The organism is Janthinobacterium sp. EB271-G4-7A, assembly GCF_020858075.1.
Lineage (GTDB): Bacteria > Pseudomonadota > Gammaproteobacteria > Burkholderiales > Burkholderiaceae_D > Janthinobacterium > Janthinobacterium lividum.
Map to the genome: position 1 here is coordinate 464,611 of NZ_JACYMI010000001.1, position 23,824 is coordinate 488,434.

18 protein-coding genes are annotated in these 23,824 nt (G+C 65.5%); 14 read left to right on the forward strand and 4 right to left on the reverse strand.

All coding sequences use genetic code 11. The features are described 5' to 3' along the window. Positions 1–49 precede the first annotated feature (49 nt). Positions 50–1,303, forward strand: coding sequence for a cyanophycinase (locus IGS58_RS02185; RefSeq protein WP_034780338.1), 1,254 nt, complete (start codon positions 50–52; stop codon positions 1,301–1,303). An 8-nt stretch (positions 1,304–1,311) separates the two neighbouring features. Here IGS58_RS02185 and IGS58_RS02190 read toward each other — a convergent pair whose 3' ends face one another. Together IGS58_RS02190 and IGS58_RS02195 are read right to left on the reverse strand one after the other, a co-directional pair. Further along, positions 1,312–2,496 carry a DUF418 domain-containing protein gene (locus IGS58_RS02190; RefSeq protein ID WP_230520565.1) on the reverse strand — a complete coding sequence of 395 codons (1,185 nt, stop codon included), beginning with the start codon at positions 2,494–2,496 and terminating at the stop codon, positions 1,312–1,314. A gap of 8 nt (positions 2,497–2,504) precedes the next feature. Beyond that, positions 2,505–3,107 (reverse strand): TetR/AcrR family transcriptional regulator, encoded by a 603-nt coding sequence (locus IGS58_RS02195; protein ID WP_230520566.1) that lies wholly within the window; start codon positions 3,105–3,107, stop codon positions 2,505–2,507. Between the two features lie 209 nt (positions 3,108–3,316). Between IGS58_RS02195 and IGS58_RS02200 the strand changes: the two genes are divergently transcribed. The 13 genes from IGS58_RS02200 (at position 3,317) to IGS58_RS02260 (ending at position 21,088) form a co-directional block, all read left to right on the forward strand. Continuing rightward, entirely contained in the window at positions 3,317–4,759 is a 1,443-nt protein-coding gene (locus tag IGS58_RS02200) for an IgA Peptidase M64 (protein ID WP_230520567.1), read from the forward strand. 428 nt (positions 4,760–5,187) lie between these two features. Further along, positions 5,188–5,373 (forward strand): hypothetical protein, encoded by a 186-nt coding sequence (locus IGS58_RS02205; protein ID WP_139144132.1) that lies wholly within the window; start codon positions 5,188–5,190, stop codon positions 5,371–5,373. Beyond that, positions 5,370–6,155 carry an enoyl-ACP reductase FabI gene (gene fabI / locus IGS58_RS02210; protein WP_170846361.1) on the forward strand — a complete coding sequence of 262 codons (786 nt, stop codon included), beginning with the start codon at positions 5,370–5,372 and terminating at the stop codon, positions 6,153–6,155. Before IGS58_RS02205 ends, fabI begins: the two co-directional genes overlap by 4 nt. 10 nt (positions 6,156–6,165) lie before the next feature. Then, positions 6,166–7,614, forward strand: a complete 1,449-nt coding sequence (locus tag IGS58_RS02215) for an efflux transporter outer membrane subunit (RefSeq protein WP_230520568.1) — start codon at positions 6,166–6,168, stop codon at positions 7,612–7,614. A gap of 18 nt (positions 7,615–7,632) precedes the next feature. After that, on the forward strand, positions 7,633–8,706 hold the full coding sequence (locus IGS58_RS02220; RefSeq protein ID WP_230520569.1) for an HlyD family secretion protein: 1,074 nt from the start codon (positions 7,633–7,635) through the stop codon (positions 8,704–8,706). Between the two features lie 2 nt (positions 8,707–8,708). Next, positions 8,709–11,453, forward strand: coding sequence for a ribosome-associated ATPase/putative transporter RbbA (rbbA, locus tag IGS58_RS02225; RefSeq protein ID WP_151097076.1), 2,745 nt, complete (start codon positions 8,709–8,711; stop codon positions 11,451–11,453). A 1-nt stretch (position 11,454) separates the two neighbouring features. Continuing rightward, positions 11,455–12,579, forward strand: a complete 1,125-nt coding sequence (locus tag IGS58_RS02230; RefSeq protein WP_230520570.1) for an ABC transporter permease — start codon at positions 11,455–11,457, stop codon at positions 12,577–12,579. 47 nt (positions 12,580–12,626) lie between these two features. Next, positions 12,627–14,891, forward strand: a complete 2,265-nt coding sequence (locus tag IGS58_RS02235; RefSeq protein ID WP_230520571.1) for a DUF3141 domain-containing protein — start codon at positions 12,627–12,629, stop codon at positions 14,889–14,891. A 9-nt stretch (positions 14,892–14,900) separates the two neighbouring features. Further along, a complete protein-coding gene (locus tag IGS58_RS02240) occupies positions 14,901–16,316 on the forward strand; it encodes a bifunctional enoyl-CoA hydratase/phosphate acetyltransferase (RefSeq protein WP_230520572.1) in 1,416 nt (471 codons plus the stop codon). After that, entirely contained in the window at positions 16,313–17,530 is a 1,218-nt protein-coding gene (locus tag IGS58_RS02245) for an acetate/propionate family kinase (protein ID WP_230520573.1), read from the forward strand. Before IGS58_RS02240 ends, IGS58_RS02245 begins: the two co-directional genes overlap by 4 nt. 215 nt (positions 17,531–17,745) lie before the next feature. Further along, on the forward strand, positions 17,746–18,222 hold the full coding sequence (locus tag IGS58_RS02250; protein WP_034780321.1) for a hypothetical protein: 477 nt from the start codon (positions 17,746–17,748) through the stop codon (positions 18,220–18,222). Positions 18,223–18,386: 164 nt separating this feature from the next. Then, positions 18,387–20,708, forward strand: a complete 2,322-nt coding sequence (locus tag IGS58_RS02255; protein ID WP_230520574.1) for a M43 family zinc metalloprotease — start codon at positions 18,387–18,389, stop codon at positions 20,706–20,708. Between the two features lie 26 nt (positions 20,709–20,734). Further along, positions 20,735–21,088: a hypothetical protein gene (locus IGS58_RS02260; protein WP_230520575.1), complete on the forward strand. Its 354-nt coding sequence runs from the start codon at positions 20,735–20,737 to the stop codon at positions 21,086–21,088. On the opposite strand, the gene IGS58_RS02265 is transcribed toward IGS58_RS02260, so the two are convergent. Together IGS58_RS02265 and parC are read right to left on the reverse strand one after the other, a co-directional pair. Further along, on the reverse strand, positions 21,079–21,267 hold the full coding sequence (locus IGS58_RS02265) for a helix-turn-helix domain-containing protein (protein WP_034780317.1): 189 nt from the start codon (positions 21,265–21,267) through the stop codon (positions 21,079–21,081). The genes IGS58_RS02260 and IGS58_RS02265 overlap by 10 nt on opposite strands. 200 nt (positions 21,268–21,467) lie before the next feature. Next, entirely contained in the window at positions 21,468–23,822 is a 2,355-nt protein-coding gene (gene parC / locus IGS58_RS02270) for a DNA topoisomerase IV subunit A (protein ID WP_034780316.1), read from the reverse strand. Positions 23,823–23,824 lie beyond the last annotated feature (2 nt).

Genomic DNA, 23,824 nt, shown 5'->3' on the forward strand with positions numbered 1-23,824 from the left:
TGCCTGCATCAACAAGCGTGCGCCACTTTTCTTGTATTTGAAAGGCACCATGAAATCATCCGCAAGCCTGTATCACACCTTCCGCGCCGCGCTGCTGTTCGCGCTGGCATTGTGCAGCGTCCATGCCGTGGCGGCGCCGGGCGGCAGTGCCATCGGCAGCGCGCCGCAGGGAACGCTCGTCATCATCGGCGGCGGCCTGCGCGCCGACAATGCCGAAGTCTGGCAGCGCATCGTCAAGTTGTCTGGCGGGCCAGGCGCGCGCATCGCCGTGCTGGCCTCGGCCGCGATGAACCCGGAAAAATCGGGCGAAAGCATCATCAAAAAGTTGAACCAATATGGCGCCGATGCCTTTTTCGTGCCGCTGGCCGTCAAGCTGCCGAACAGGGATTACCGCAAGGCGGCCGAAGACCCGGCCATCGTCACGCAGATCAAGTCGGCCAGCGGCATTTATTTTGCCGGCGGCGACCAGGGACGCATCACGCAAGCCTTGCTGCGCCCGGACGGCAGCCGCACTGCCGCGCTGGAAGCCATCTGGTCGGTCTACCGCAACGGCGGCGTGATCGCCGGTTCCAGCGCCGGCGCCGCCATCATGAGCACCACCATGTTCTACGACGCCAAACCCGTGCTCGACATGCTCAAGATGGGCGTGACGGATGGCCGCGAGATCGCGCCTGGCCTGGGCTTCATCGGCAGCGATGTCTTCGTGGACCAGCATTTGCTGGTGCGCGGCCGTTTCGCCCGCATGATTCCCGTGATGCTGAAAAAAGGCTATCACCTGGGCCTGGGCATCGATGAAAACAGCGCCATGGTGGTCGACGCCATGCGCGACGTGGAAGTCATCGGCTACAGCGGCGCCCTGCTGATCGACCTGTCGGGCGCCATCAGCGACCGCGGCGTGAAAAATTTCAATATCAGCAATGCGGCCATCAGCTACCTGGACCGGGGCGACAAATTCAACCTCGTCACGCGCGTGTTTACGCCGTCGCCGGACAAGGCCGACAACAAGCTCGATCCGAACCAGCCCGACATGCGCGAACCCGTGTTCACCAACGATATCCTCGGCAATAACGCCGTGCTGGACCTGATGGGCAACCTGATCGACAACGCGCAGCAGGAAGCCATCGGCATCGCCTTCGGCAACCCGCGCGATCCGTATCCGGACCTGGGCTTTGAATTCCGCTTCAGTAAAACCGTCAACAGCGTCGGCTACAGCTCGACCGAGGCGGAAGCGTATTCGGTGCTGAAGCTGCGCCTCGATATCCGCCCCATCCAGTTGCGCCAGCCACTGTACCGCTACAAGTAGGCGCCGCACTACCGCCGCCAGCGCGGCCACGCGGCGATCGTCAAGGCCCTGAGCAGCCACTCGACGGGGCCATACGCGTGGCCGCGCAGCCACCAGCGGCTCAATGGCAGCTGTACGCAAAAGATGATGAGCGCCAGCGCCAGGGCACCGAGCGGCGAGATGCTGCCCATCAGCCGTGCGCCATACGCGAGGAACAGCATGGCGCAGATGGCCGACTGCAGCAGGTAGTTCGACAGGGCCATGCGGCCCGTGTCGGCCAGCAGGGAAAACAGCGTGCCGTCGCGCAGGCGCTCGAACAGGGCCAGCGCCAGCGCCACATAAGCGCCGGCCAGCAGCGGCGCGCTTGCCAGGCCCACGGCCAGTCCCGCCACCTGCCATGCCTGGCTTTGCGCATACACGGAGGTCCACGCATAGAAGGCGGCGCCGGGCAGTCCCGCCAGTGCGCCGGCCCACAGCAGGCGGCGGCGCAGCGGCAGATAATCGCTGGCATGCAGCAGCATCTCGCGCTTGCCGGCGGCCAGGCCGCACAGGAACATGGCCAGCGCGCACGGTGCCTGCACCAGCAGCAGGACGATCCAGATTTCACGCAGTTCGCGCAGGTGCTGCTTGACGACGGCGGCCGGCGTGGCGTGGTAGGCGGCCAGCGCGCTTGCCGCCTTTTGTGCCATCGCCACGGCGTTGTCCGCGACGTCGCCCGCCGGTTGCAGGCTTTGCAGCCACGCCATGCCGGCCCAGAATGCCACGCAGACGGTGACGAGGATGCCGGCCAGAGTGAGTGCCCGGCGTTCGCCGCAGCGGTGCAGCGCCAGCAGCACGATGCCCAGCACGGCGTAGGTGGTGAGTATGTCGCCATGAAACAGGAATACGGCATGCAGGGCGCCGATCAGCCACAGGCCCGCTTGCCGGCGCAGCATGCGCGGCACGAACGGCGCGTCGGCACGCACCGCCGCCTGCATCTGCAAGGTGAAGCTGTAGCCGAACAGGAAGGAAAACAGCAGGTAGAACTTGGTCTCGAACAGCAGGGCGACGAGGAAGTGCGTGGCGCGGTCCACGCCGCCGTGAAAGGCGGGATCGGTCAAGCCCAGGCCGAACCAGGGCGTGGCGAAGGCGCCGATATTGACGACCAGGATACCGAACAGGGCGCAGCCGCGCAGGGCGTCGACGTCGGCGATGCGCGCGGACGGGGTTTTCATGGCGCCGCTCATGCCAGGGTAGGGCGCAGGAAGCGCGCCAATAACAGGTGCAGGCTGGCCCGCTGCGCCAGCGGGGCGTATTGGGGATCGACGGCGACCCGGTTGAAGATGCCGTCGATCAGCGCGGCGATCCAGCTGGCCGTCTGCGCGGCGTCCAGCGCGGCGTCGACCAGGCCCGCTGCGGCCGCTTCTTCCAGCAAGGTTTGCAGGCCGCGGCGCAGGGTAGCGTCGTTGCGCGCCACCCTGGCCGCGATATCCGTGTCGCGCATCGCCTCGGCGGAAATGTCCAGCGCCAGCCCCGCAAAGTCGCCATCGGCCGCCAGCGCCAGCACCAGGTCCATGAAATCGAGCAGGGCGCCGTAGGCATCGGCGCTGCCCTGCACGCCGGCGAAATACGCGGCCGTCTCGCTGCCTTCCTGGTCGACGATGGCGGCGATGATGGCTTGCTTGGTGGGGAAGTAATGAAACAGGTTGCCGGGGCTCATGCCCGCTTGCGCGCAGATGGCGGCGGTGCTGGTCTGGTGAAAGCCCTTGCGCGCAAAGCAGCTGCGCGCGGCGGCGAGAATGGCGTCGCGGCGGGCCGCGTGTTTGCCGGGATCGATGGTGCGCATGGTTCTGTCCTTTTATAAATCGACTAGTCGATCTAATATAAGGCGATTGCATCGCCTGGTCAAGCGCATCGGCTGAAATGGGCGCTTTGCACGCTCCCGTCCTGTCGCTACAATGTGCCGCAGCGGTTTTTCCCGCGCCTGCCGGCAGGCCCGCCGATTGTTTGGAAAACCGATCCCTTCACCTGTTTTTCTACCGTTTTAGGAATAACATGCAGCAGACCCCGATTCGATCCTTCCTCTGCGCGCTGGCGCTGGCCGCCGGCATCGTCCCTGCCGCGCAGGCGGACAACGCGCCGCTGCCGGCCACCATGCGCCTCGATTACCAGCACAGCGGCAATGCGCTAGGCGAGCATTATGCGGTCGAGCGCGTGCTGGTCGAGCCCCTGCCATGGCCGGGCAACCTGGCGCGTCCCATCGATGACAGCAACCGCGGCAACAACCTGCTGGAAGTGGTTGACATCAAGTCGGGCAAGGTGCTGTACTCGCGCGGTTTTTCCACCATCTTCGGCGAATGGGCCAGCACCGATGAAGCGAAAACCACCACGCGCGCCTTCCAGGAATCCGTGCGCTTCCCGCAGCCCGAGCACCCCGTGCGCGTGCGCATCCTCAAGCGCGACGAGCGCGGCCTGTTTTCCATCGTGTGGAGCACCGATGTCGACCCGGCGGCGCAGGACGTGATCCGCAAGCAGCCGCCGGCGCCCGTCAAGCCTATCCCGATCCGCATCAGTGGCCCGTCGTCCGGCAAGGTTGACCTGCTGATCATGGGCGATGGCTATACGGCCGCCGAAATGGGCAAGTTCGAAGCGGCGGCGCGCAAATTGGCCGAGCACCTGTTTACCGTCTCGCCATTTCGCGAGCGGGCCAATGACTTCAATGTGTGGGCCATGGCCGCGCCGACGCAGGAATCGGGCGTGTCGCGTCCATCGACGGGCGTGCATCACGCCTCGCCGCTGGGCACGCGCTACGACATCTTCGGCAGCGAGCGCTATGTGCTGACGACGGACAACCGCGCGCTGCGCGACCTGGCGCAATATGCGCCGTATGAATTCATCGAAATCCTCGTGAATAACGATACCTACGGCGGCGGCGGCATCTTTGGCCAGTTCAGCACGGCGGCAGCGAACAACGACTGGGCCAATTACCTGTTCGTGCATGAATTCGGCCACCATTTCGCCGGCCTGGCCGACGAGTACTACACCTCGCCCGTGGCCTACCAGTCGAACGGCGAGCGCCAGGAGCCGTGGGAGCCGAACGCCACCGCGCTGCGCGATCCGGCCAGGCTGAAATGGAAGAACCACGTCAAGGCGGGCACGCCGCTGCCGACGCCCTGGCCGAAGGAAGCGTACGACAGCCATGCGCGCGAATACCAGAAGCAGCGCGCGGCCCTGCGCGCGGCCAACCGTCCTGAAAGCGAGATGAGCGACCTGTTCAAGGCCGACCTGGCGTACACGCAGCAGTTGTTCTCGAAAGCGCCGCAGCGCCATGCGGTGGGCGCTTTCGAGGGCGCGAACTACGAGTCGTCCGGCTACTACCGGCCAGAGATGCAGTGCATCATGTTCGACCGCAGCGAGACGTTCTGCTCCGTATGCCAGGATGGCATCAGCACCATCATCGACCTGTATTCGCGTCCCGCACCGGCATCGGGGAAATAATGTTGTTCCTGCCATTCCAGTAATGCATGGTGGGCCATGTTGCAACGCAATAGCATGGCCCCCTTTCTGCCTCGTCCTGCCGCCTGCCTTCCGCCACTGCCCAGATTTGCTTGTTTTTCAGGCGATATGCATCTGCGCCCGCATGCCTCCTTTTCTTCCCGTCAGCCCGGTAGTATTATCAAATACATACGCTCGCACGCTTGCCTGAAAAATATTTCATTTAGATAATATTGCGGTAAAATTTGATTTACATCAATGTTGCATTGCCGCAATCGCACTTATAGTTGACCTAGCTCAAAACGATAAGCATGTGGACCGGACTCATCGCGAATCACGTATCTAAATGCTGTAGAGTAATTTTCGCCCTGTACCAGTTCCCCGAGAATGCACTGGTGCCGGCCTCGAATTTCAGTGACGGAAGCCGATTCATGAAGATGCAGACCCCCGCGCCTGACGCGTGCAGTACCTTACACCCCCACACTCCGATAGCCTTGCCGTATGCGCGCGCCGGTGGCGTCACCCTGGCCATGTGCGCCGCCGCCATGCGTGCCGGCGCGGTGCGCTGCGTGCATGCGGCCACGCCGTGGCCCGCCCTGCGTCCAGTCCAGGCATGATGGCCGCCTTGCCGCAGCACTTGCCTTTGCAGGGCAAGCGGGGCCTGGTGGTGGGCATTGCCAATGGGCAAAGCATCGCCTGGGGTTGCGCCAGCGCCCTGCGCGCGGCCGGCGCCGAACTGGCCGTCACCTGGCTCAATGACAAGGCCAGGCCGCACGTGGAGCCGCTGGCGCAGCAAGTGCAGGCGGCCATCATGGCGCCGCTCGACGTGGCCGTGCCGGGCCAGCTCGAAGCGCTGTTCGCGCAGATCGAACGGCAGTGGGGGCGGCTCGATTTCGTCGTCCACTCCATCGCCTACGCGCCGAAGCAGGACTTGCATGGCCGCGTGACGGACAGTTCCGCCGACGGCTTTGCGCAGGCCATGGATGTCTCCTGCCACTCCTTCATGCGCATGGCGAAACTGGCCGAACCGCTGATGCCGGACGGCGGCAGCCTGATGACCATGAGCTATTTGGGCGCCGAAGAAGTCATCGCCGACTATGGCCTGATGGGTCCCGTGAAGGCGGCGTTGGAAGCGTCGGTGCGCTACCTGGCCGCCGAACTGGGGCCGCAAGGCATCCGCGTCAACGCCATTTCGCCCGGCCCCCTGGAGACGCGGGCCGCTTCCGGCATTGCCCATTTCGACCGCCTGATGGCCGACGCCATCGAACGCTCGCCCATGCGCCGCCTGGCCACCATCGAGGACGTGGGCGCGCTGTGCGCCTTCCTCGCCGGCGACGGCGCGCGCGCCATCACGGGCGGCACTTTGTACGTCGATGGCGGCTACAACATTCTGAATTGACTGGAAGAAGATGACCATGGCTGTTTCTACTTTGCCCAACCGCGCCAGGATGGCCGCGCTGGCCACCATGCTGGCCTTGGCCGGCTGCGCCTCGATGGCGCCGCCGTACGCGCCACCGCCGCTGCCGGTGGCGGCGCAATATCCGGAAACCGATCCGGCCGGCGCGCACGCCCCCGACGTCGCCTGGCAAGCCTACTTTGCCGACCCGCGCCTGCAGGCGCTGATTGCGCAGGCGCTGGCCAGCAACCGCGACATCCGCATCGCCGCCCTGCGCGTGGAAGAGGCGCGCGCCGCGTATGGCATCCAGCGCGCCGAACAATTTCCCACCATTGCGCTGGGCGCCTCCGGCAGCCGCGCGCGCGTGCCAGGTGACCTGAGCGTGACGGGCCGCCCCATGACGAGCGCGCAGTACCAGGCGGGCTTGAACGTGAGTGCCTGGGAACTCGATTTCTGGGGCCGCGTGCGCAGCCTGCAGGACAGCGCGCTGCAAACCCTGCTGGCCAGCGACGAGGCGCGCCGCGCCGTCGGCGTGGCCCTGGTGGCGCAGGTGGCGAATGGCTACCTGGGCTTGCGCGAACTCGATGAACGGGTGGAACTGGCGCGCGCCACGGTCGACAGCCGCGCCGAATCGCTGCGCATCTTCACGCGCCGCTTCGAGGTGGGGGCGATTTCCAAGCTGGACCTGACGCAGGTGGAAACCTTGCTCAGCCAGGCCTTGTCCCTGTCGGCGCAGCTGGAACAGGCGCGCGCCGTGCAGGCGCACGCGCTGGCCCAATTGGTGGGCGGCCCCGTCGACCTGACGCCGGTGGCTGGCGAGGTGCGCCGCTTCGACGACGCCAGCATGCTGCAGCCGCTGCATGCGGGCCTGCCCTCGGCTTTGCTCACGCAGCGCCCCGACCTGATCGCGGCCGAACACCAGCTGCGCGCCGCGCAAGCCAATATCGGCGCCGCGCGCGCCGCCTTCTTCCCGACGATTTCGCTGACGGCGGCTTACGGCACGGCCAGCGCGGAATTGAGCGGCTTGTTCGATTCGGGCAGCGGCGCGTGGAATTTCGCGCCGCGCCTGGTGCTGCCGATCTTTGACGCGGGCCGTATCCGCGCCAATATGGACCTGGCCGAGGTGCGCCGCGACGTGGCCGTGGCCAATTATGAAAAGAGCGTGCAGGGCGCCTTCCGCGAAGTGGCCGACGCGCTGTCGAACCGGCGCTGGCTGGCGCTGCAGGTCGACATCGGCAAGACGACTTTGGCCGCGCAGAGCGAACGGGCGCGCCTGGCCAAGCTGCGCTACGACAATGGCGCAGCGCCCTACCTGGAAGTGCTTGATGCACAGCGCGACTTGCTGACGGTCGAGCAGCAGCTGGTGCAGACGCGCCGCGCGCTGCTGTCCAGCCAGGTCAGCCTGTATGCGGCGCTGGGCGGTGGCGCGCCAGCCACTTCCGCCGCCGCTTCCACCCACTAATTTGATCGTCCCGATACCATGACTCCACAACTGAAGAAAAAACTCATCCCCGCGGCGCTGGTCGTGGCCGTTCTCGTGCTGGGCTATGTGGCCTGGCAAAAAATGCGTCCCACGGGCCCTGGCGAAGGCTTTGTCAGCGGCAATGGCCGCATCGAAGCGACGGAAATCGACGTCGCCACCAAACTGGCGGGAAGGGTCAAGGAGATCCTCGTGCGCGAGGGCGACTTCGTCAAGGCGGGCCAGCCGCTGGCCACCATGCAGGTCGATTCGCTGACGGCCCAGCGCGACGAGGCGCGCGCGCGCCAGCAGCAGGCGTCCGACGCCGTGGTCGGCGCGCAGGCGCAAGTGGCCGTGCGCGAGAGCGACAAGGCCGCCGCGCTGGCCATCGTGGCGCAGCGCGAAAGCGAACTCGATGCGGCGAAGCGCCGTCTGGCCCGTTCCGAAACCCTGTCGAAAGAGGGTGCTTCCTCGGTGCAGGAACTCGACGACGACCGCGCCCGCGTGCGCAGCGTGGCCGCCGCCCTGAATGCGGCCAAGGCGCAGGTGACGGCGGCGCAGGCGGCCATCGACGCGGCCCGGGCGCAGGTGGTCGGTTCACGTTCCGCCGTCGTTGCGGCCGAGGCGACCACGGCGCGCATCGATTCCGACCTGGCCGATGGCCAGCTGACGGCGCCGCGCGACGGCCGCGTGCAATACCTGGTGGCGCAGCAGGGCGAAGTGCTGGCGGGCGGCGGCAAGGTGCTCAACCTGGTCGACCTGTCGGACGTCTACATGACCTTCTTCCTGCCCGAGACGGCGGCCGGCAAGGTGGCCATGGGCGGCGAAGTGCGCATCATCCTCGACGCGGCGCCCAATTACGTGATTCCGGCAACGATCTCGTTTGTCGCCGCCAGCGCGCAGTTCACGCCGAAGACGGTGGAAACGGCCAGCGAACGCCAGAAACTGATGTTCCGCGTGAAAGCGCAGATCAGCCGCGAGCTGCTGCAAAAGCACCTGGCGCTGGTGAAAGTGGGCTTGCCCGGCGTGGCCTGGGTGCGTCTCGATGCGAAGCAGGCATGGCCCGCTGAACTGACGGCGAAGGTCCCGCAGTGACCATGGACGTGAACAATTTCGTCGTCAGTATCCGCGGCGTCAGCCAGCATTACGGCAAGACGGTGGCGCTCGACGGCATCGACCTCGATGTGCCGGCCGGCTGCATGGTGGGCCTGATCGGACCCGATGGCGTGGGCAAATCGAGCCTGCTGTCGCTGGTGGCCGGCGCGCGCGCGGTACAGGAAGGCAGCGTCATGGCGCTGGGCGGCGACATGCGCGATGCGCGCCACCGCGATGACGTCTGCCCGCGTATCGCCTACATGCCGCAAGGCCTGGGCAAGAATCTGTATCCGACCCTGTCGGTCGAGGAAAACCTGCAGTTTTTCGCGCGCCTGTTCGGCCACGACGCGGCCGAACGCCGCCGCCGCATCGACCAGCTGACCCGCAGCACGGGCTTGCAGCCCTTCCTGGCGCGTCCGGCCGGCAAGCTGTCGGGCGGCATGAAGCAGAAGCTGGGCCTGTGCTGTGCGCTGATCCACGATCCCGACCTGCTCATTCTCGATGAGCCGACCACCGGCGTCGATCCGCTGGCGCGGGCCCAGTTCTGGGACTTGATCGCCGGCATCCGCGTGCAGCGCCCGCAAATGAGCGTGATGGTGGCCACCGCCTACATGGACGAGGCGCAGCGCTTCGATTGGCTCGTCGCCATGGACGACGGCAAGGTGCTCGACACGGGCACGCCGGCCGAACTGCTGGCGCGCACGGACAGCGGCAACCTGGAAGCGGCCTTCATCAAACTGCTGCCGGAAGCCAAGCGCGCGGGCCACCAGCCCGTGGTCATCACGCCTCTGGACGCTGCCAGCGCGCAGGACGTGGCCATCGAGGCGCAAGACCTGACCATGCGCTTTGGCGATTTTACGGCTGTCGACCATGTGAATTTCCGCATCGGCCGCGGCGAGATCTTTGGTTTTCTCGGCTCGAACGGCTGCGGCAAGTCGACCACCATGAAGATGCTCACGGGCCTGCTGCCGGCCACCGAAGGCAAGGCCTGGCTGTTCGGCAAGGAGGTCGACTCCAGCGATATCGACACGCGCCGCAGGGTCGGCTACATGTCGCAGGCCTTCTCTCTGTACAGCGAGCTGACGGTGCGCCAGAACCTGGTGCTGCATGCGCGCCTGTTCCACGTGCCCGACGGCGAGATAGGGGCGCGCATCGACGAAATGGCGCAGCGCTTCGACTTGCGCGCGGTGATGGACGACTTGCCCGACAGCCTGCCGCTGGGCATACGCCAGCGCCTGTCGCTGGCCGTGGCCATGGTGCACAAGCCGGAAATGCTGATCCTCGACGAACCGACGTCCGGCGTCGATCCGATTGCGCGCGACAATTTCTGGCGCCTGATGATCGAGCTGGCGCGGCGCGACCGCGTCACCATTTTCATTTCCACCCACTTCATGAACGAGGCCGAGCGCTGCGACCGCATCTCGCTGATGCATGCCGGTAAAGTGCTGGTCAGCGATGCGCCGGCCGAACTGGTGCGCAAGAAGGGCGCGCCGTCGCTGGAAGCGGCTTTCATCGCTTACCTGGAAGAGGCGGGCGGCGGCACGGCGCCGGCGGAGCAGGAAAGCGAGGTGCCCGCGCAGAAGGCTGAAGTGGCCGCACCGCAGCAGGAACACCGGCGCAGCCGTTTCAGCCTGAGCCGCATGCTCAGCTACATGTGGCGCGAGACACTGGAACTGCGACGCGACCCCGTGCGCCTGACCCTGGCGCTGGGCGGCTCCGTGTTGCTGCTGTTCGTCATCGGCTTCGGCATCAGCCTGGATGTCGAAGATCTCAGTTATGCGGTGCTTGACCACGACCAGACCACCCTGAGCCAGAATTACACGAACAACCTGGCCGGTTCGCGCTACTTCGTCGAACGTCCGCCTCTGCGCGACTATGCCGATATCGACAAGCGCATGCGCAGCGGAGAATTGTCGCTGGCCATCGAGATCCCGCCCGGCTTCGCGCGTGACGTGCAGCGCGGCGCGCCGGCACAGGTGGGCGCGTGGATCGACGGCGCCATGCCGATGCGCGCCGAAACCGTGCAGGGCTACGTGCAGGGCATGCACCAGCTGTGGCTGGCCGACCAGGCCTTGCACCGCTATGGCATCACGATGAACAACCCCGTCGCCATCCAGACGCGCTACCGCTACAACCCGGACGTGAAAAGCCTGCCGGCCATGGTGCCGGCCGTGATTCCCCTGCTGCTGCTGATGCTGCCGGCCATGCTGGCGGCGCTGTCCGTGGTGCGCGAAAAGGAACTGGGCTCCATCATCAACCTGTACGTGACGCCCGTGACGCGCCTGGAATTCTTGCTCGGCAAGCAGGTGCCGTACGTCGTGCTGGCCATGTTCAACTTCGTCCTCATGGCGCTGCTGGCCGTCACCGCCTTTGGCGTGCCGATCAAGGGCAGCTTGCCGACCCTGATCGGCGCCACCTTCATCTTCAATATCTGCGCCACCGGCATCGGCCTGTTCGCCTCGACGTTTACGCGCAGCCAGATCGCGGCCCTGTTCGTGACCATGATCGGCACCATGATCCCGGCCATCCAGTTTTCCGGCCTGCTCAATCCCGTCTCGTCGATGGAAGGCGTGGGCAAGGCCATCGGCCTGATGTACCCGGCCACGCACATGCTCAATATCAGCAGGGGCGTGTTCAACAAGGCGCTGGGCTTTGGCGATCTGCACGCCTCGTTCTGGCCCCTGATCGTCGCCATTCCCGTGATCCTCGGCGTGACGGTGGCGCTGCTGAAGAAACAGGAGAGCTGATATGCGGCATCTTGAAAATATCTACCGCCTGGGCGTGAAGGAAATCTGGAGCCTGATCCGCGACCCGATGATGCTGATCCTGATCCTCTATACCTTTACCTTGGCGATCTACGTGGCCGCCACGGCCAAGCCGGAAACCCTGCACATGGCGTCGATCGCCATCGTCGACGAGGATGGCTCGCCCCTGTCCGGGCGCATCGCCTCGGCCTTCTTCCCGCCGCAGTTCACGCCGCCAGCCATGATCAACCAGAGCCAGGTCGATGCGGGCCTGGACGCGGGCCAGTACACCTTCGTGCTGACGATACCGCCCAAGCTGCAGGCGGACGTGCTGGGCGGGCGCCAGGCGGAATTGCAGCTGAACGTGGATGCCACGCGCATGAGCCAGGCTTTCAGCGGCAGCGGCTACATCCAGCAGATCGTCGCCGGCGAGGTGTCCGAGTTCGCCAAGCGCTATCGGGGCGCGACCGTCTCGCCCGTGGAGCTGGTGATGCGTGCGCGTTTCAATCCGTCGCTGAGCCAGGCCTGGTTTGGCTCGCTGATGGAGCTCATCAACCAGGTGACGATGCTGTCGATTATTCTCACGGGCGCGGCCCTGATCCGCGAGCGCGAACACGGCACCATCGAGCATTTGCTGGTGATGCCCGTGACGCCGGCCGAGATCATGCTGGGCAAGGTCTGGTCGATGGGCCTGGTGGTGCTGCTGGCCGCCGCCCTGTCGCTGAACCTGGTGGTGCGCGGCATGCTGCACGTGCCCATCGAGGGTTCCATCGCGCTGTTCCTGTGCGGCGCGGCGCTGCACCTGTTTGCCACCACCTCGATGGGCATCTTCCTCGCCACCGTGGCGCGCAGCATGCCGCAGTTCGGCATGCTCCTGATCCTCGTGCTGCTGCCGCTGCAGATGCTGTCGGGCGGCAGCACGCCGCGTGAAAGCATGCCCGAACTGGTGCAGAACATCATGCTGATCGCCCCGACCACGCATTTCGTCGAGTTGAGCCAGGCGATTCTGTACCGGGGTGCCGGCATCGCCGTGGTGTGGAAACCGTTCCTGGCCTTGCTGGCCATCGGAGCGGCCCTGTTTACCTTCGCGCTGGCGCGCTTTCGCAAGACCATCAGCCAGATGGCGTAGCCCCCGCGCCGGAATGGTCCGGCGTTTTTTGCATGAAAAGGATAGCCATGAAGATCGAAGCTGCACCATTTTTCTCCACCGGCGGCTTGCCGTCGCTGGGCGTGCTGGGCGACTATGCGCGCGACTCGTGGCAGCGCATCGTGCTGTATGCGGACGTGATGCGCCGGCGCGGCAACCAGTACCAGGAGCACATGGCCGAGGAAGTGCCGAACGTGCTGGACTTCCCCGCCGAACTGGTGATGTCGGGCCTGGAACTGGCGCGGCCCGTCAACTACGGCCTGGCGCGCATCTTGACGCCCGATGCGCCGGAACCCGATCCATCGAAGCGGCCATTCGTCGTCGTCGATCCGCGCGCCGGCCACGGTCCCGGCATCGGCGGCTTCAAGGCCGAGAGCGAGATCGGCGTGGCCCTGCGCGCCGGCCACCCGTGCTACTTCATCGGCTTCCTGCCCGATCCCGTGCCGGGACAGACGGTGGAAGACGTGATGCACGCCGAGGCGGCCTTCCTGGAAAAAGTCATCGCCCTGCATCCGCTCAGCGAAGGCAAGCCCGTCGTCATCGGCAATTGCCAGGCGGGCTGGCAAATCCTCATGACGGCGGCGATGCGTCCGGAATTGTTCGGCCCCATCATCGTGGCCGGCGCACCCGTGTCCTACTGGGCCGGCTGGCATGGCCGCAACCCGATGCGCTACGCGGGTGGGCTGATGGGCGGAAGCTGGGCCACGGCGCTGGCGGGCGACCTGGGCAACGGCCGCTTCGACGGCGCCAGCCTGGTGCAGAATTTCGAAAAGCTCAACCCGGCCAATACCCTGTGGAGCAAGCAGTACAACCTGTATGCGAACATCGATACGGAAGCGCCCCGCTACCTGGAATTTGAAAAATACTGGGGCGGCCATGTCTTCCTCAACGACGTCGAGATGCAGTACATCGTCGATAATCTGTTCATCGGCAACCGTCTGGCCACGGCGGAATTGATTACCTCCGACGGCGTGCGCCTGGACTTGCGCAATATCCGTTCGCCCATCGTCGTGTTCTGCTCGAACGGCGACAACATCACGCCGCCGCCGCAGGCGCTGGGCTGGATCACGGACCTGTACCGCGACGACAAGGATGTGCTGATGCACGACCAGACCATCGTGTATGCCGTGCATGACAGCATCGGCCACCTGGGTATCTTCGTCTCGGCCAAGGTGGGTCACAAGGAACACCAGAAATTCGCCAGCAATATCGACCTGATCAACCTGCTGCCAGCCGGCATCTACGAAGCGAGGATCGTCGACAAGACGCCCGACACGCCGAACGCGGACCTGGCCAGCGGCGATTATGTGCTGCAGGTCGAACACCGCGGCATCGACGACGTGCGCGCCATCGTGCAGCCAAGCGTGGAAAACGACCGCAAATTCGCCGCTGCCGCGCGCGTGTCCGAAGTGAACCTGGCCCTGTATCGCACGTTTGCGCAGCCGTGGGTGCGCGCCATGGTCACGCCGCAGACGGCGCGCTTCCTGCAGCTCGCGCATCCGCTGCGTGTGTCGTACGAGCGCTGGACGGACCATAATCCGCTGGCCAGGCTGGTGGCCAAGGAGGCGGAAAAAGTGCGCGCCCACCGCCAGCCGGTATCGTCCGACAACCCGCTGCTGGCCATGCAGGAAGCCATCTCCGGCGCCATCACGGCCGGCTTGAACAGCTGGCGCGACTGGCGCGATACGCTGCAGGAAACCACCTTCGACCTGGTGTACGGCTCGCCGCTGGTGCAGGCGCTGACGGGACAAGCCATCGGCGATACGGCGCCGCCGCGCCCCCATCCCGGCATTTCGCCCGAGCATTGCGAATACGTGCGCTGCGAAACGCGCAAGATGGACGAGGACATGCAGCGGGGCGGCCTGGTGGAAGCGGCCGTGCGCGCGCTGTTCTACATCTACCGCTTCCGCATGATCGCCGACGAGCGCAGGGTCAACCTGGCCCTGAAATTGATCAAGCCGCAATACCGGCAGGATGTCGGCATGGAGGAATTTCGCGGTATCGTGCGCCAGCAGGCGCGCTTGATGCTGCATGATTTCGATGCGGCCATCGCGGCCTTGCCTGCCTTGCTGTCGCGCGCCGACCCGGACGACATCGGCGCGCTGGCCGAGTGGCTGCAGCAAGTGCTGCAAGTGCCCGAAGCGCCGACGCCGGACGAGGAGGCGAGCCTGCAGCAGATGCTGGACGTCTTCGACCGCGCGGTCAAGGCGCAAGCGAAGGCCTTGCCGTCGGACGCGGGCGCATCCCCTGCCGGGCCAAAAGCCAAGCCGGCCAAACACATTACCCCTGTATAGAAGACCACGATGACCACTACCCAAGACGATGATTTGAATATCGTGCGTAACCGCACCTTCGACCAGATCGCCATCGGCGACACAGCCAGCATCACGCGCACCCTGAGCATGGACGATATCGCCCTGTTCGCGGTGATGTCGGGCGACGACAACCCGCAGCACCTCGATACCGAATTTGCCGCCGCCACCCGCTACCAGGGCGTGATCGCCCACGGCATGTGGGGCGCGGCCCTCATTTCCGCCGTGCTGGGCACGCGACTGCCCGGCGCCGGCACCGTCTACACGGGCCAGACCCTGCGCTTTTTGCAGCCCGTGCGCGTGGGCGATACCCTGGCCATCAGCGTCACCGTCACGGCGCGCGAGCCGCGCAGCCGCCACGTGACGCTGGCTTGCCGCTGCGTCAACCAGCACGGCGCCGTGGTGCTCGATGGCGAGGCGCAGGTGATCGCGCCCGCCGAGCAGATCGAAAGGACGCGCGCCACCTTGCCCGAAGTACGCCTGCATAACGGCGACGGCACGCGGCGCCTGCTGGAACACGCGCGCACCCTGGGTCCGATCAGGGTGGCCGTGATCCATCCCTGCGATGAACTGAGCCTGTCGGGCGCGCTTGACGCCTACGCGGCAGGCCTGATCACGCCCGTGCTGGTGGCGCCGCGCGCGCGCCTGGAGGCGGTGGCGCTGGAGGCGGGCCTGAGCCTGGAAGGCATCGCCATCGAAGACGTCGAACATAGCCATGCCGCCGCCGCGCGCGGCGCCGAACTGGCGGGGAAAGGGGAAGTCGAGGCGCTGATGAAGGGCAGCCTGCACACGGATGAGCTGATGTCGGCCGTGCTGTCGGCCAGCGCCGGCCTGCGCACCAAGCGCCGCATCAGCCACTGCTTCCTGATGCAGACGCCTGCGTATCCGCGTCCCTTCATCATCACGGACGCGGCCATCAATATCGCGCCGAACCTGGCCATGAAGGCCGACATCGTGCGCAACGCCATCGACCTGGCGCACGTGATCGGCGTGGCCTGCCCGCGCGTGGCCATCCTGGCCGCCGTGGAAACGGTGAATGCGGACATGCCGGCCACTCTGGACGCGGCCGCCCTGTGCAAGATGGCCGACCGTGGCCAGATCACGGGGGCGATCCTCGACGGCCCGCTGGCCTTCGACAACGCCGTGTCGATCGCCGCCGCCACCGTCAAGGGCATCGTCTCCGAGGTGGCGGGCCGCGCCGACATCCTGCTGGTGCCCGACCTGGAAAGCGGCAACATGCTGGCTAAGCAGCTCGAATACATGGGCGACGCGGACAGCGCCGGCATCGTGCTGGGCGCGAAAGTCCCCGTCATCCTGACCAGCCGCGCCGATTCGCGCGCCAGCCGCATCGCCTCGTGCGCCATTGCCGTGATGCTGGCCAACCATTACCGGAGCACGCCGCCATGAGTGAAGTACTCCAACATGCCGACGGCACCCTGATCCTGGTGCTCAATTGCGGCTCGTCGAGCATCAAGTTCGCCCTGTTCGAGCAAGCGGGCGGCGTGCTGCCGCAGCAGGCGCAATGGAGCGGCAAGGTCGAAGGCATCGGCCGCGAAAACGCCACGTACCGCGCCGGGGGCCTGCCGGCAATCGCCTTGCAGCTCGATGCAGAGCAGCCGCATCACGCGGCCCTCGAATACATCCGCGCGCAAGTGGTGGCGCAGCTGGCCGGGCGTCCGCTGCGCGCCGTGGCGCACCGCGTGGTGCATGGCGGCAGCAAGTATTTCACCCCCGTGCGCATCGATTTCAAAGTGCTGGCCGACCTGAAAAGTTTTGTGCCGCTGGCGCCCCTGCACCAGCCGTTCGCGCTGGAGGCGATCGAGGTGCTGCTCGAATCGCGGCCCGATATCGCCCAGGTGGCGTGCTTCGACACGGCCTTCCACCACACGGTGCCGCAGGTCGAGCAGATGCTGGCACTGCCGTACGATGCGTGGGAACGGGGCTTGCGCCGCTACGGCTTCCACGGCCTGTCGTATGAATACCAGTCGCTGGTGCTGGAGCAGCGTTTTGGCGCTGCCGCGCGCGGCAAGGTCATCGTGGCCCACCTGGGCAGCGGCGCCAGCCTGTGCGCCATGGATAATTTGCACAGCGTGGCCACCACCATGGGCTTTTCCGCGCTCGACGGCTTGATGATGGGCACGCGCTGCGGTTCGCTCGATCCGGGCGCCGTCATCTACCTGATGGAGATCGAAAAGCTGTCGCTGGAAAAAGTGGCGCATGTGCTGTACCACGAGTCGGGCTTGCTGGGCGTGTCCGGCGTGTCGGCCGACCCGCCGGTCTTGCTGGCGCAGCAGGACCGGCAGGATGCCACGGGCGAGCGTATCCGCGCCGCGCTGGCCTTGTATATCCGCCGTATCGTGCGCGAGATCGGCGCCCTGACGGCCGTGCTGGGCGGACTGGACATGCTGGTGTTTACGGCAGGTATCGGCGAACACAGCGCCGAGCTGCGCCAGCGCATCTGTGCCGAGCTGGGCTTTATTGGCCCCGTGCTCGATGCGGATGCCAATGCGCGCAACGCCAGCCGTATTTCCACCGATGCCAGCCGCATCGTGGTGGGCGTGGAGCCGGCCAACGAGGAGTGGGTGGCGGCGCGCCACGCGGCGCTGGCAGTGCGCGCATGAGGTCCTGAAGCGTACAGACGCGCTCGATGGGAAATTTGCCGAATTGCACATATTTTCCGTTGAGTGCGCTAACGCACTGTGTGGTTTGCCAGTTATCTTTACTATGAAGTCATGCCATTGCGCTACATCAAGAAACAGCGCGATGCCTGGCAAATTTTGAACATTTTGCCCGCCTTTAGTAAGAATAAAATTAAACCATATTGAAAGGTCTCATCATGAACAAATTACTCGCCGCCCTGATCGCTACTCTGTTTGCCACCGCTGCCATCGCGCAAACGTCGCCAGTCACCCCAGCCGTTGCCAGCGCCCAGGCGTCTGCGCAGCATGACATCAACAAGGCTGCCAACAAGGAAGCCAAAGTCGATGCCAAGGCTGACGCCAATGTCGCCAAGGCTGAAATGAAGGCTGACGAAAAGAAAGCCGACGCCCAGCACAAGGCGAATAAAACCAAGGCCAAGGCCCACGACAAAGTGGCCGATGCCGATCCGGAAGACAAGATGAAGGCGCAAGCCAAGGCTGACAAGGCTGCCGCCAAGGCCGATGCGAAAGCAGGCAAAACCTCCGTGAAAGCGGATGCCAAGGTCGCCAAGGAAAAAGTGGAAGCGAACGCCGATAAAGCCATCGCCGCCACCAAGACGGAAGAAGCCAAGGCCAAGGCCGACGCTGAAGTCAAGGCCGCCGCCGCCAAGTAATTCCCTGTTTGCGGGCCACGGCCTGCAAGCCCAAAAGACAGCTTCGGCTGTCTTTTTTTCGTCTGTCACTTTTCTTTTGCACCGCTTGCCAGTCTTGATCTGGCACAAATGCTCCTCTTTTCGCCGTGCCATAGTGAATTGGCAAACAGACGAAGGGAGACATCATGAGCACCGCTAAAACGAAAAAAACACCGGCTACCGGTTCGGCTGAAGGCTCGCCTGCCGTGTCCGCCATGCAGTCCATGCCGGTCGAAGGCGACATGCAGGCTGGCGACGGTGCGGCGGGCGGCGACGCCATGGCTGGGCCGCGCCTGGGCATGTCGTATGCCGACCAGGCTGCGCTTACCCAGGGTACGGCCGCCGCGGATGCCGGCGCCATGCCGGGTGGCGGCATGCAGCAGGCACCGCAGGGCATGGCGGCCACCAGCTGCATGCAGCTTGGGGCTGGCGGTGGCATGGGTGGCGATGGTGGCGGTGGCGGTGGCATGGGGGGCAGCGACGGTGGACAGGGCGGCGGTACACCGCAGAAGCGCACCTGCGCCACGATGGACGTGCATCGCCGCCTGCTGAGCGAAGATCCATCGTATGCGAACGTGCGCGCCGATATCGAAAACCTGGCCGGGCTCTACGAGGGCGACGGCAGCATTGCCGGACGTTCCGGCGTGACGCAGATACCGGTGGTGGTGCACGTGGTGTGGAATACGGCCGCGCAGAATATTTCGGATGCGCAGATCGCCAGCCAGATCGATGTGCTCAATCGTGACTTCCGGCGCGTCAACCCGGATGTCAACAGCACGCCGGCGCCATTCCTGCCCCTGACGGCCGATGCGCGCGTGGAGTTTGCGCTGGCCACGACCGATCCGCATGGCGCGGCCACCAGCGGCATCGAGCGGCGCCAGACGACGGCGGCCTCGTTTGGCGCGGACGATGCCGTCAAGTCGCAGGCGACGGGCGGCATGGATGCCTGGCCGGCCGACAGCTACCTGAATATATGGGTATGCCAGCTGGGCGGCGGCTTGCTGGGCTACGCGCAGTTTCCCGGCGGCCCGGCCGCCACCGACGGCGTGGTGATCCTGCAATCGGCCTTTGGCACGACCGGCACGGCGGCGCCGCCGTTCCACCTGGGGCGCACGGCCACGCATGAAATCGGCCATTGGCTGAATCTGAACCATATCTGGGGCGATGACGGCACCGGGTGTTCGGGCACGGACAACGTGGCCGACACGCCCAACCAGGGCGGGCCGAACACGGGCCAGCCCTCGTTTCCGCAGGTGTCCTGCAGCAACGGGCCGAATGGCGACATGTTCATGAACTATATGGATTACGTCGACGATCCCGCCATGTTCATGTTCACGGCGGGACAGGTGGCGCGCATGCAGGCCTGTCTCGATGGCCCGCGCGCCAGCATCGGCACGGGCGGCACAGGCGCAGGCGCCACGCCGCGCCAGAGCTCGTCTCCCGTCGTGGCCTGGGGCGCGACCCGCCTCGACGTGTTCGTGCTGGGCACGGACCGCGCGCTCTACCACAAGGCATGGAATGGCACGGCCTGGGCGCCGTCCGTCACCGGCTATGAAGGGCAGGGCGGCATTTGCACCAGTGCCCCGCAGGTGGTGTCGTGGGGACCGAACCGGCTCGACGTGTTCGTCACGGGCACCGACAGCGGCTTGTTCCACAAGTGGTGGAATGGCACGGCCTGGGGACCGTCGCTGACCGGCTATGAAGCGATGGGCGGCTTGTGCGTGGGCGACCCGCGCGCCGTGGCCTGGGGACCGAACCGCCTCGACGTGTTTGTCGTCGGCACGGACCGCGGCCTGTATCACAAGTGGTGGAAGGGAGCCGCCTGGGGGCCGTCCTTGACGGGTTACGAAGCCATGGGCGGCATTTGCCTGGGCCAGCCGGAAGCCGTGGCGTGGGGGCCGAACCGCCTCGATGTCTTCGTCGTCGGCACGGACCGGGCCCTGTACCACAAGTGGTGGAACGGCACGGCCTGGGGACCGTCGCTGACGGGCTATGAACGCCTGGGCGGCATCTGCACCTCGTCGCCGAAGGCCGTGGCGTGGGGGCCGAACCGCCTCGACGTCTTCGTCACGGGCACCGATGGCGCCCTGTACCACAAGTGGTGGGATGGCGCGAAATGGGGGCCGTCCATCGACGGCTTCGAGCGCCTGGGCGGCATCTGCGTGGGCGAGGTGGAAGCCGTGTCGTGGGGGGCCAACCGGCTTGACCTGTTCGTCATCGGCACGGACAGCGCCCTGTATCACAAGGCGTGGAATGGATCTGCCTGGTCGCCATCCGTGACTGGCTTTGAAAACCTGGGCGGCATATGCACCTCGCGTCCGCGCGCCACGGCCTGGGCGCCGAACCGCCTCGACGTCTTTGTCACGGGCACGAATGGCGCCCTGTTCCACAAGGCGTGGAACGGCACGGCCTGGTCGCCTTCCGTGAGCGGCTATGAAAGCCTGGGCGGCGTGGTATCGTGTTTCTGACATCCATGGTTGACACGGGAGGCGGCATGCACGGCATGACAACGGCACTGCCCAGCGGCAGCTGGACGCATTCCTTCGAGGAGGATGCAGACGGTATCGAGGTGTACCGGCCCACGGCCACGTTTGCCTTTCCTCCCAGCCGCAAGGGGCGCAAGGTGCTCGAATTCGGCGCGCCCGGCGGCGCCATGGCGCAAGGGGAGGCTACATTGACGTCCATGGCGCCCGGCCCCGATGACCGTCCCCGCGCCGGCCCCGTGACCCGGCTGGTACCCGTGGGCATGGGCCGCTATGCGCTGGGCGATGCTGGCGGGGCGCAGGACGTGATCGACATTGTCGAAGCGACGCCTGAGATGCTGCGCCTGTCGCGGCGTCAAGGATGACCCCGGAGCTTGTGCGCGAGCGCCGTGCGGTTGCCCACGCCCAGTTTCTGGTAAATCGCATGCAGCTGGTTGCGCACGGTGGCCGGTGACTTGCCCAGTTCCCTGGCGATGCTTTTATACGGCAATCCTTCGGCCGCCATGGCCGCCACCAGCCGTTCGGCCGGGGTCAGGCGCTGCATGGCAGCCTGCCTGAAACCTTGTTTGTCATCGCTGTTCTCCTGTCGCTGGGCGGCGTGCCGGTGGCATGCCTGCAGGGATAACGGGAGCGCGGGGCGTATCTGTCAAATTATCTGTGAAACTATTTTTTCCTGTGCCGCTGCGCGGCGCTGGACGAAAAAAAAGACAGGCGAACCTGTCTTTTCGTATGGCCGGGTGCCGATCAGCCGATGGCCGCCATGGAGACCGGTTTCAGCTTGGCCGCCAGCGCCTTGCCTTTCTTGGCGCGCTTGCCGAAGTGTTCGGCCAGGGCCGTGGCGCCCAGCGATGCATCCTGCGGTTTCGAAGCCCTGCCGATGCCCGAGACCACCACGCCGCGCTGGGTGATAGGCTGCACGGCAAGCAGCTTGTCTTTCGCATCGAGGTCGATCAGCTTGACGCCGGTGCCGCCCTTGGACAGGGTTTTCATTTCATCGAGGCCGAACACCAGCAGGCGTGCGCCTTCCGTCAGGCAGGCCAGGGCGCTGGCCGCCTCGGGGATGACTTTCGGCGCCAAAGGCACGTCGCCATCGTCCAGGGTGATGAAGGCCTTGCCGCCTTTCAGGCGGCTCGTCATGTCGCCCGCCTTGGCGATGAAGCCGTAGCCTGCGCTCGACGCCAGCAGCAAATTGGTGGCGCCATTGCCCGCGAAGTAATGGAGGATGCGCACGGCGTTGCCCGGCGTGCCGCCGCTCAGGTCGCACAAGGTCGTGATTGGCACGCCATCGCCGCGCGCGTTGGGCAGTGCGGAGACGGGAACCGAGTAAATCTTGCCGTTGTTGCCAAAGCCCAGCAGGGTGTCGACCGTGCGGCACTCGAAGGCGCCATGCAGGGAGTCTCCCGCCTTGAACGTGAACTGCGCCGCATCGTGGCCGATGCCGGTACGCGCGCGCACCCAGCCTTTTTCCGAGATGATGACGGTGACCGGTTCATCGACCACCTTCTGTTCCGCCACGGCTTTCTGCGCTTCCTCGATCAGGGTGCGGCGCGCATCGCCGAACTGCTTGGCGTCCGCTTCGATTTCGCGGATGATGGCGCGCTTCATCGACCCCGGATTGTCGAGCAGGTCTTGCAGCGACTTTTCTTCCTTGCGCAGCTCGGCCAGTTCCTGCTGGATCTTGATCGTCTCCAGGCGCGCCAGCTGGCGCAAGCGGATTTCCAGGATGTCGTCGGCCTGGCGTTCGGACAGCTTGAACGCTTCGATCAGGGCCGCCTTCGGTTCATCCGAATTGCGGATGATCTGGATCACCTTGTCGATATTGAGCAGGATCGCTTCGCGCCCTTCCAGGATATGGATGCGGTCCTTGACCTTGCCCAGTTTGTAGCCGGTGCGGCGCGTGACGGTCTCGAAGCGGAAGTCGATCCACTCGCGCAGGATGTCGCCCAGGCCTTTCTGGCGCGGACGGCCATCGCCGCCGATCATCACCAGGTTGATCGAGGTCGACGATTCCAGCGAGGTGTGCGCCAGCAGCATCAGCATGAATTCCGTCTGGTCCTGGTTCTTCGATTTCGGCTCGAACACGAGGCGCACGGGCGCGGCGCGGCCAGATTCGTCGCGGATGGTGTCGAGCGAATTGAGGATCAGCGCCTTCAGGGCCACCTGGTCCGGCGACAGCGCCTTCTTGCCCAGCTTGATCTTCGGATTCGTCAGTTCCTCGATTTCTTCCAGCACCTTCTGCGACGAGGTGCCGGGCGGCAGTTCCGTCACGACGGCTTGCCACTGGCCGCGCGCCAGTTCCTCGATCTTCCAGCGCGCACGCACCTTCATGCTGCCACGGCCGCTCGCGTACATGTCCTGGATCTGCGATGGCGGGGTGATGATCTGGCCGCCGCCGGGGAAGTCGGGGCCGGGAATGATGGCCATCAGCTCGGCGTGCGTCATCTTCGGATCGCGGATCATGGCGACAGCCGCTTTCGCCACTTCCGCCAGGTTGTGCGACGGGATTTCCGTCGCCAGGCCCACGGCGATGCCGGAGGCGCCGTTGAGCAGCACCATCGGCAGGCGCGCCGGCAGCAGCTTCGGTTCTTCCGTCGAACCGTCGTAGTTGGGCTGGAAGTCCACCGTGCCCATGCCGATTTCATCCATCAGCAGCTTGGCGATCGGCGTCAGGCGCGCTTCCGTGTAACGCATGGCTGCGGCGCCATCGCCATCGCGCGAGCCGAAATTGCCCTGGCCATCGATCAGCGGATAGCGCAAGGAAAAATCCTGCGCCATGCGCACCAGCGCGTCGTACACGGACTGGTCGCCGTGCGGATGCAATTTACCCAGCACGTCGCCGACCACGGCCGCCGATTTGCGGGGCTTCGCCGTGGAATTGAGTCCCAGCTCGTTCATCGCATACAGGATGCGGCGCTGCACGGGCTTCTGGCCATCGCACACGTCGGGCAGGGCGCGGCCCTTGACGACGGAGATGGCGTAATCGAGATAGGCGCGCTCGGCAAAGGTGGACAGGGTCAGCGCTTCGCCGTCGAATACCGGTTCATCCGGCTCGATCGGCTCAGGCTGGGCATCGTCAAATAAATTGGTTTGTGTGGACATGG

What these genes read in the sequence shown, in the direction of transcription:
- IGS58_RS02185 (WP_034780338.1), top strand. Translation starts at nt 50, where the DNA reads ATGAAATCATCCGCAAGCCTGTATCACACCTTCCGCGCCGCGCTGCTG.
- IGS58_RS02190 (WP_230520565.1), bottom strand. Translation starts at nt 2,496, where the DNA reads ATGAAAACCCCGTCCGCGCGCATCGCCGACGTCGACGCCCTGCGCGGC.
- IGS58_RS02195 (WP_230520566.1), bottom strand. Translation starts at nt 3,107, where the DNA reads ATGCGCACCATCGATCCCGGCAAACACGCGGCCCGCCGCGACGCCATT.
- IGS58_RS02200 (WP_230520567.1), top strand. Translation starts at nt 3,317, where the DNA reads ATGCAGCAGACCCCGATTCGATCCTTCCTCTGCGCGCTGGCGCTGGCC.
- IGS58_RS02205 (WP_139144132.1), top strand. Translation starts at nt 5,188, where the DNA reads ATGAAGATGCAGACCCCCGCGCCTGACGCGTGCAGTACCTTACACCCC.
- fabI (WP_170846361.1), top strand. Translation starts at nt 5,370, where the DNA reads ATGATGGCCGCCTTGCCGCAGCACTTGCCTTTGCAGGGCAAGCGGGGC.
- IGS58_RS02215 (WP_230520568.1), top strand. Translation starts at nt 6,166, where the DNA reads ATGACCATGGCTGTTTCTACTTTGCCCAACCGCGCCAGGATGGCCGCG.
- IGS58_RS02220 (WP_230520569.1), top strand. Translation starts at nt 7,633, where the DNA reads ATGACTCCACAACTGAAGAAAAAACTCATCCCCGCGGCGCTGGTCGTG.
- rbbA (WP_151097076.1), top strand. Translation starts at nt 8,709, where the DNA reads ATGGACGTGAACAATTTCGTCGTCAGTATCCGCGGCGTCAGCCAGCAT.
- IGS58_RS02230 (WP_230520570.1), top strand. Translation starts at nt 11,455, where the DNA reads ATGCGGCATCTTGAAAATATCTACCGCCTGGGCGTGAAGGAAATCTGG.
- IGS58_RS02235 (WP_230520571.1), top strand. Translation starts at nt 12,627, where the DNA reads ATGAAGATCGAAGCTGCACCATTTTTCTCCACCGGCGGCTTGCCGTCG.
- IGS58_RS02240 (WP_230520572.1), top strand. Translation starts at nt 14,901, where the DNA reads ATGACCACTACCCAAGACGATGATTTGAATATCGTGCGTAACCGCACC.
- IGS58_RS02245 (WP_230520573.1), top strand. Translation starts at nt 16,313, where the DNA reads ATGAGTGAAGTACTCCAACATGCCGACGGCACCCTGATCCTGGTGCTC.
- IGS58_RS02250 (WP_034780321.1), top strand. Translation starts at nt 17,746, where the DNA reads ATGAACAAATTACTCGCCGCCCTGATCGCTACTCTGTTTGCCACCGCT.
- IGS58_RS02255 (WP_230520574.1), top strand. Translation starts at nt 18,387, where the DNA reads ATGAGCACCGCTAAAACGAAAAAAACACCGGCTACCGGTTCGGCTGAA.
- IGS58_RS02260 (WP_230520575.1), top strand. Translation starts at nt 20,735, where the DNA reads ATGCACGGCATGACAACGGCACTGCCCAGCGGCAGCTGGACGCATTCC.
- IGS58_RS02265 (WP_034780317.1), bottom strand. Translation starts at nt 21,267, where the DNA reads ATGCAGCGCCTGACCCCGGCCGAACGGCTGGTGGCGGCCATGGCGGCC.
- parC (WP_034780316.1), bottom strand. Translation starts at nt 23,822, where the DNA reads ATGTCCACACAAACCAATTTATTTGACGATGCCCAGCCTGAGCCGATC.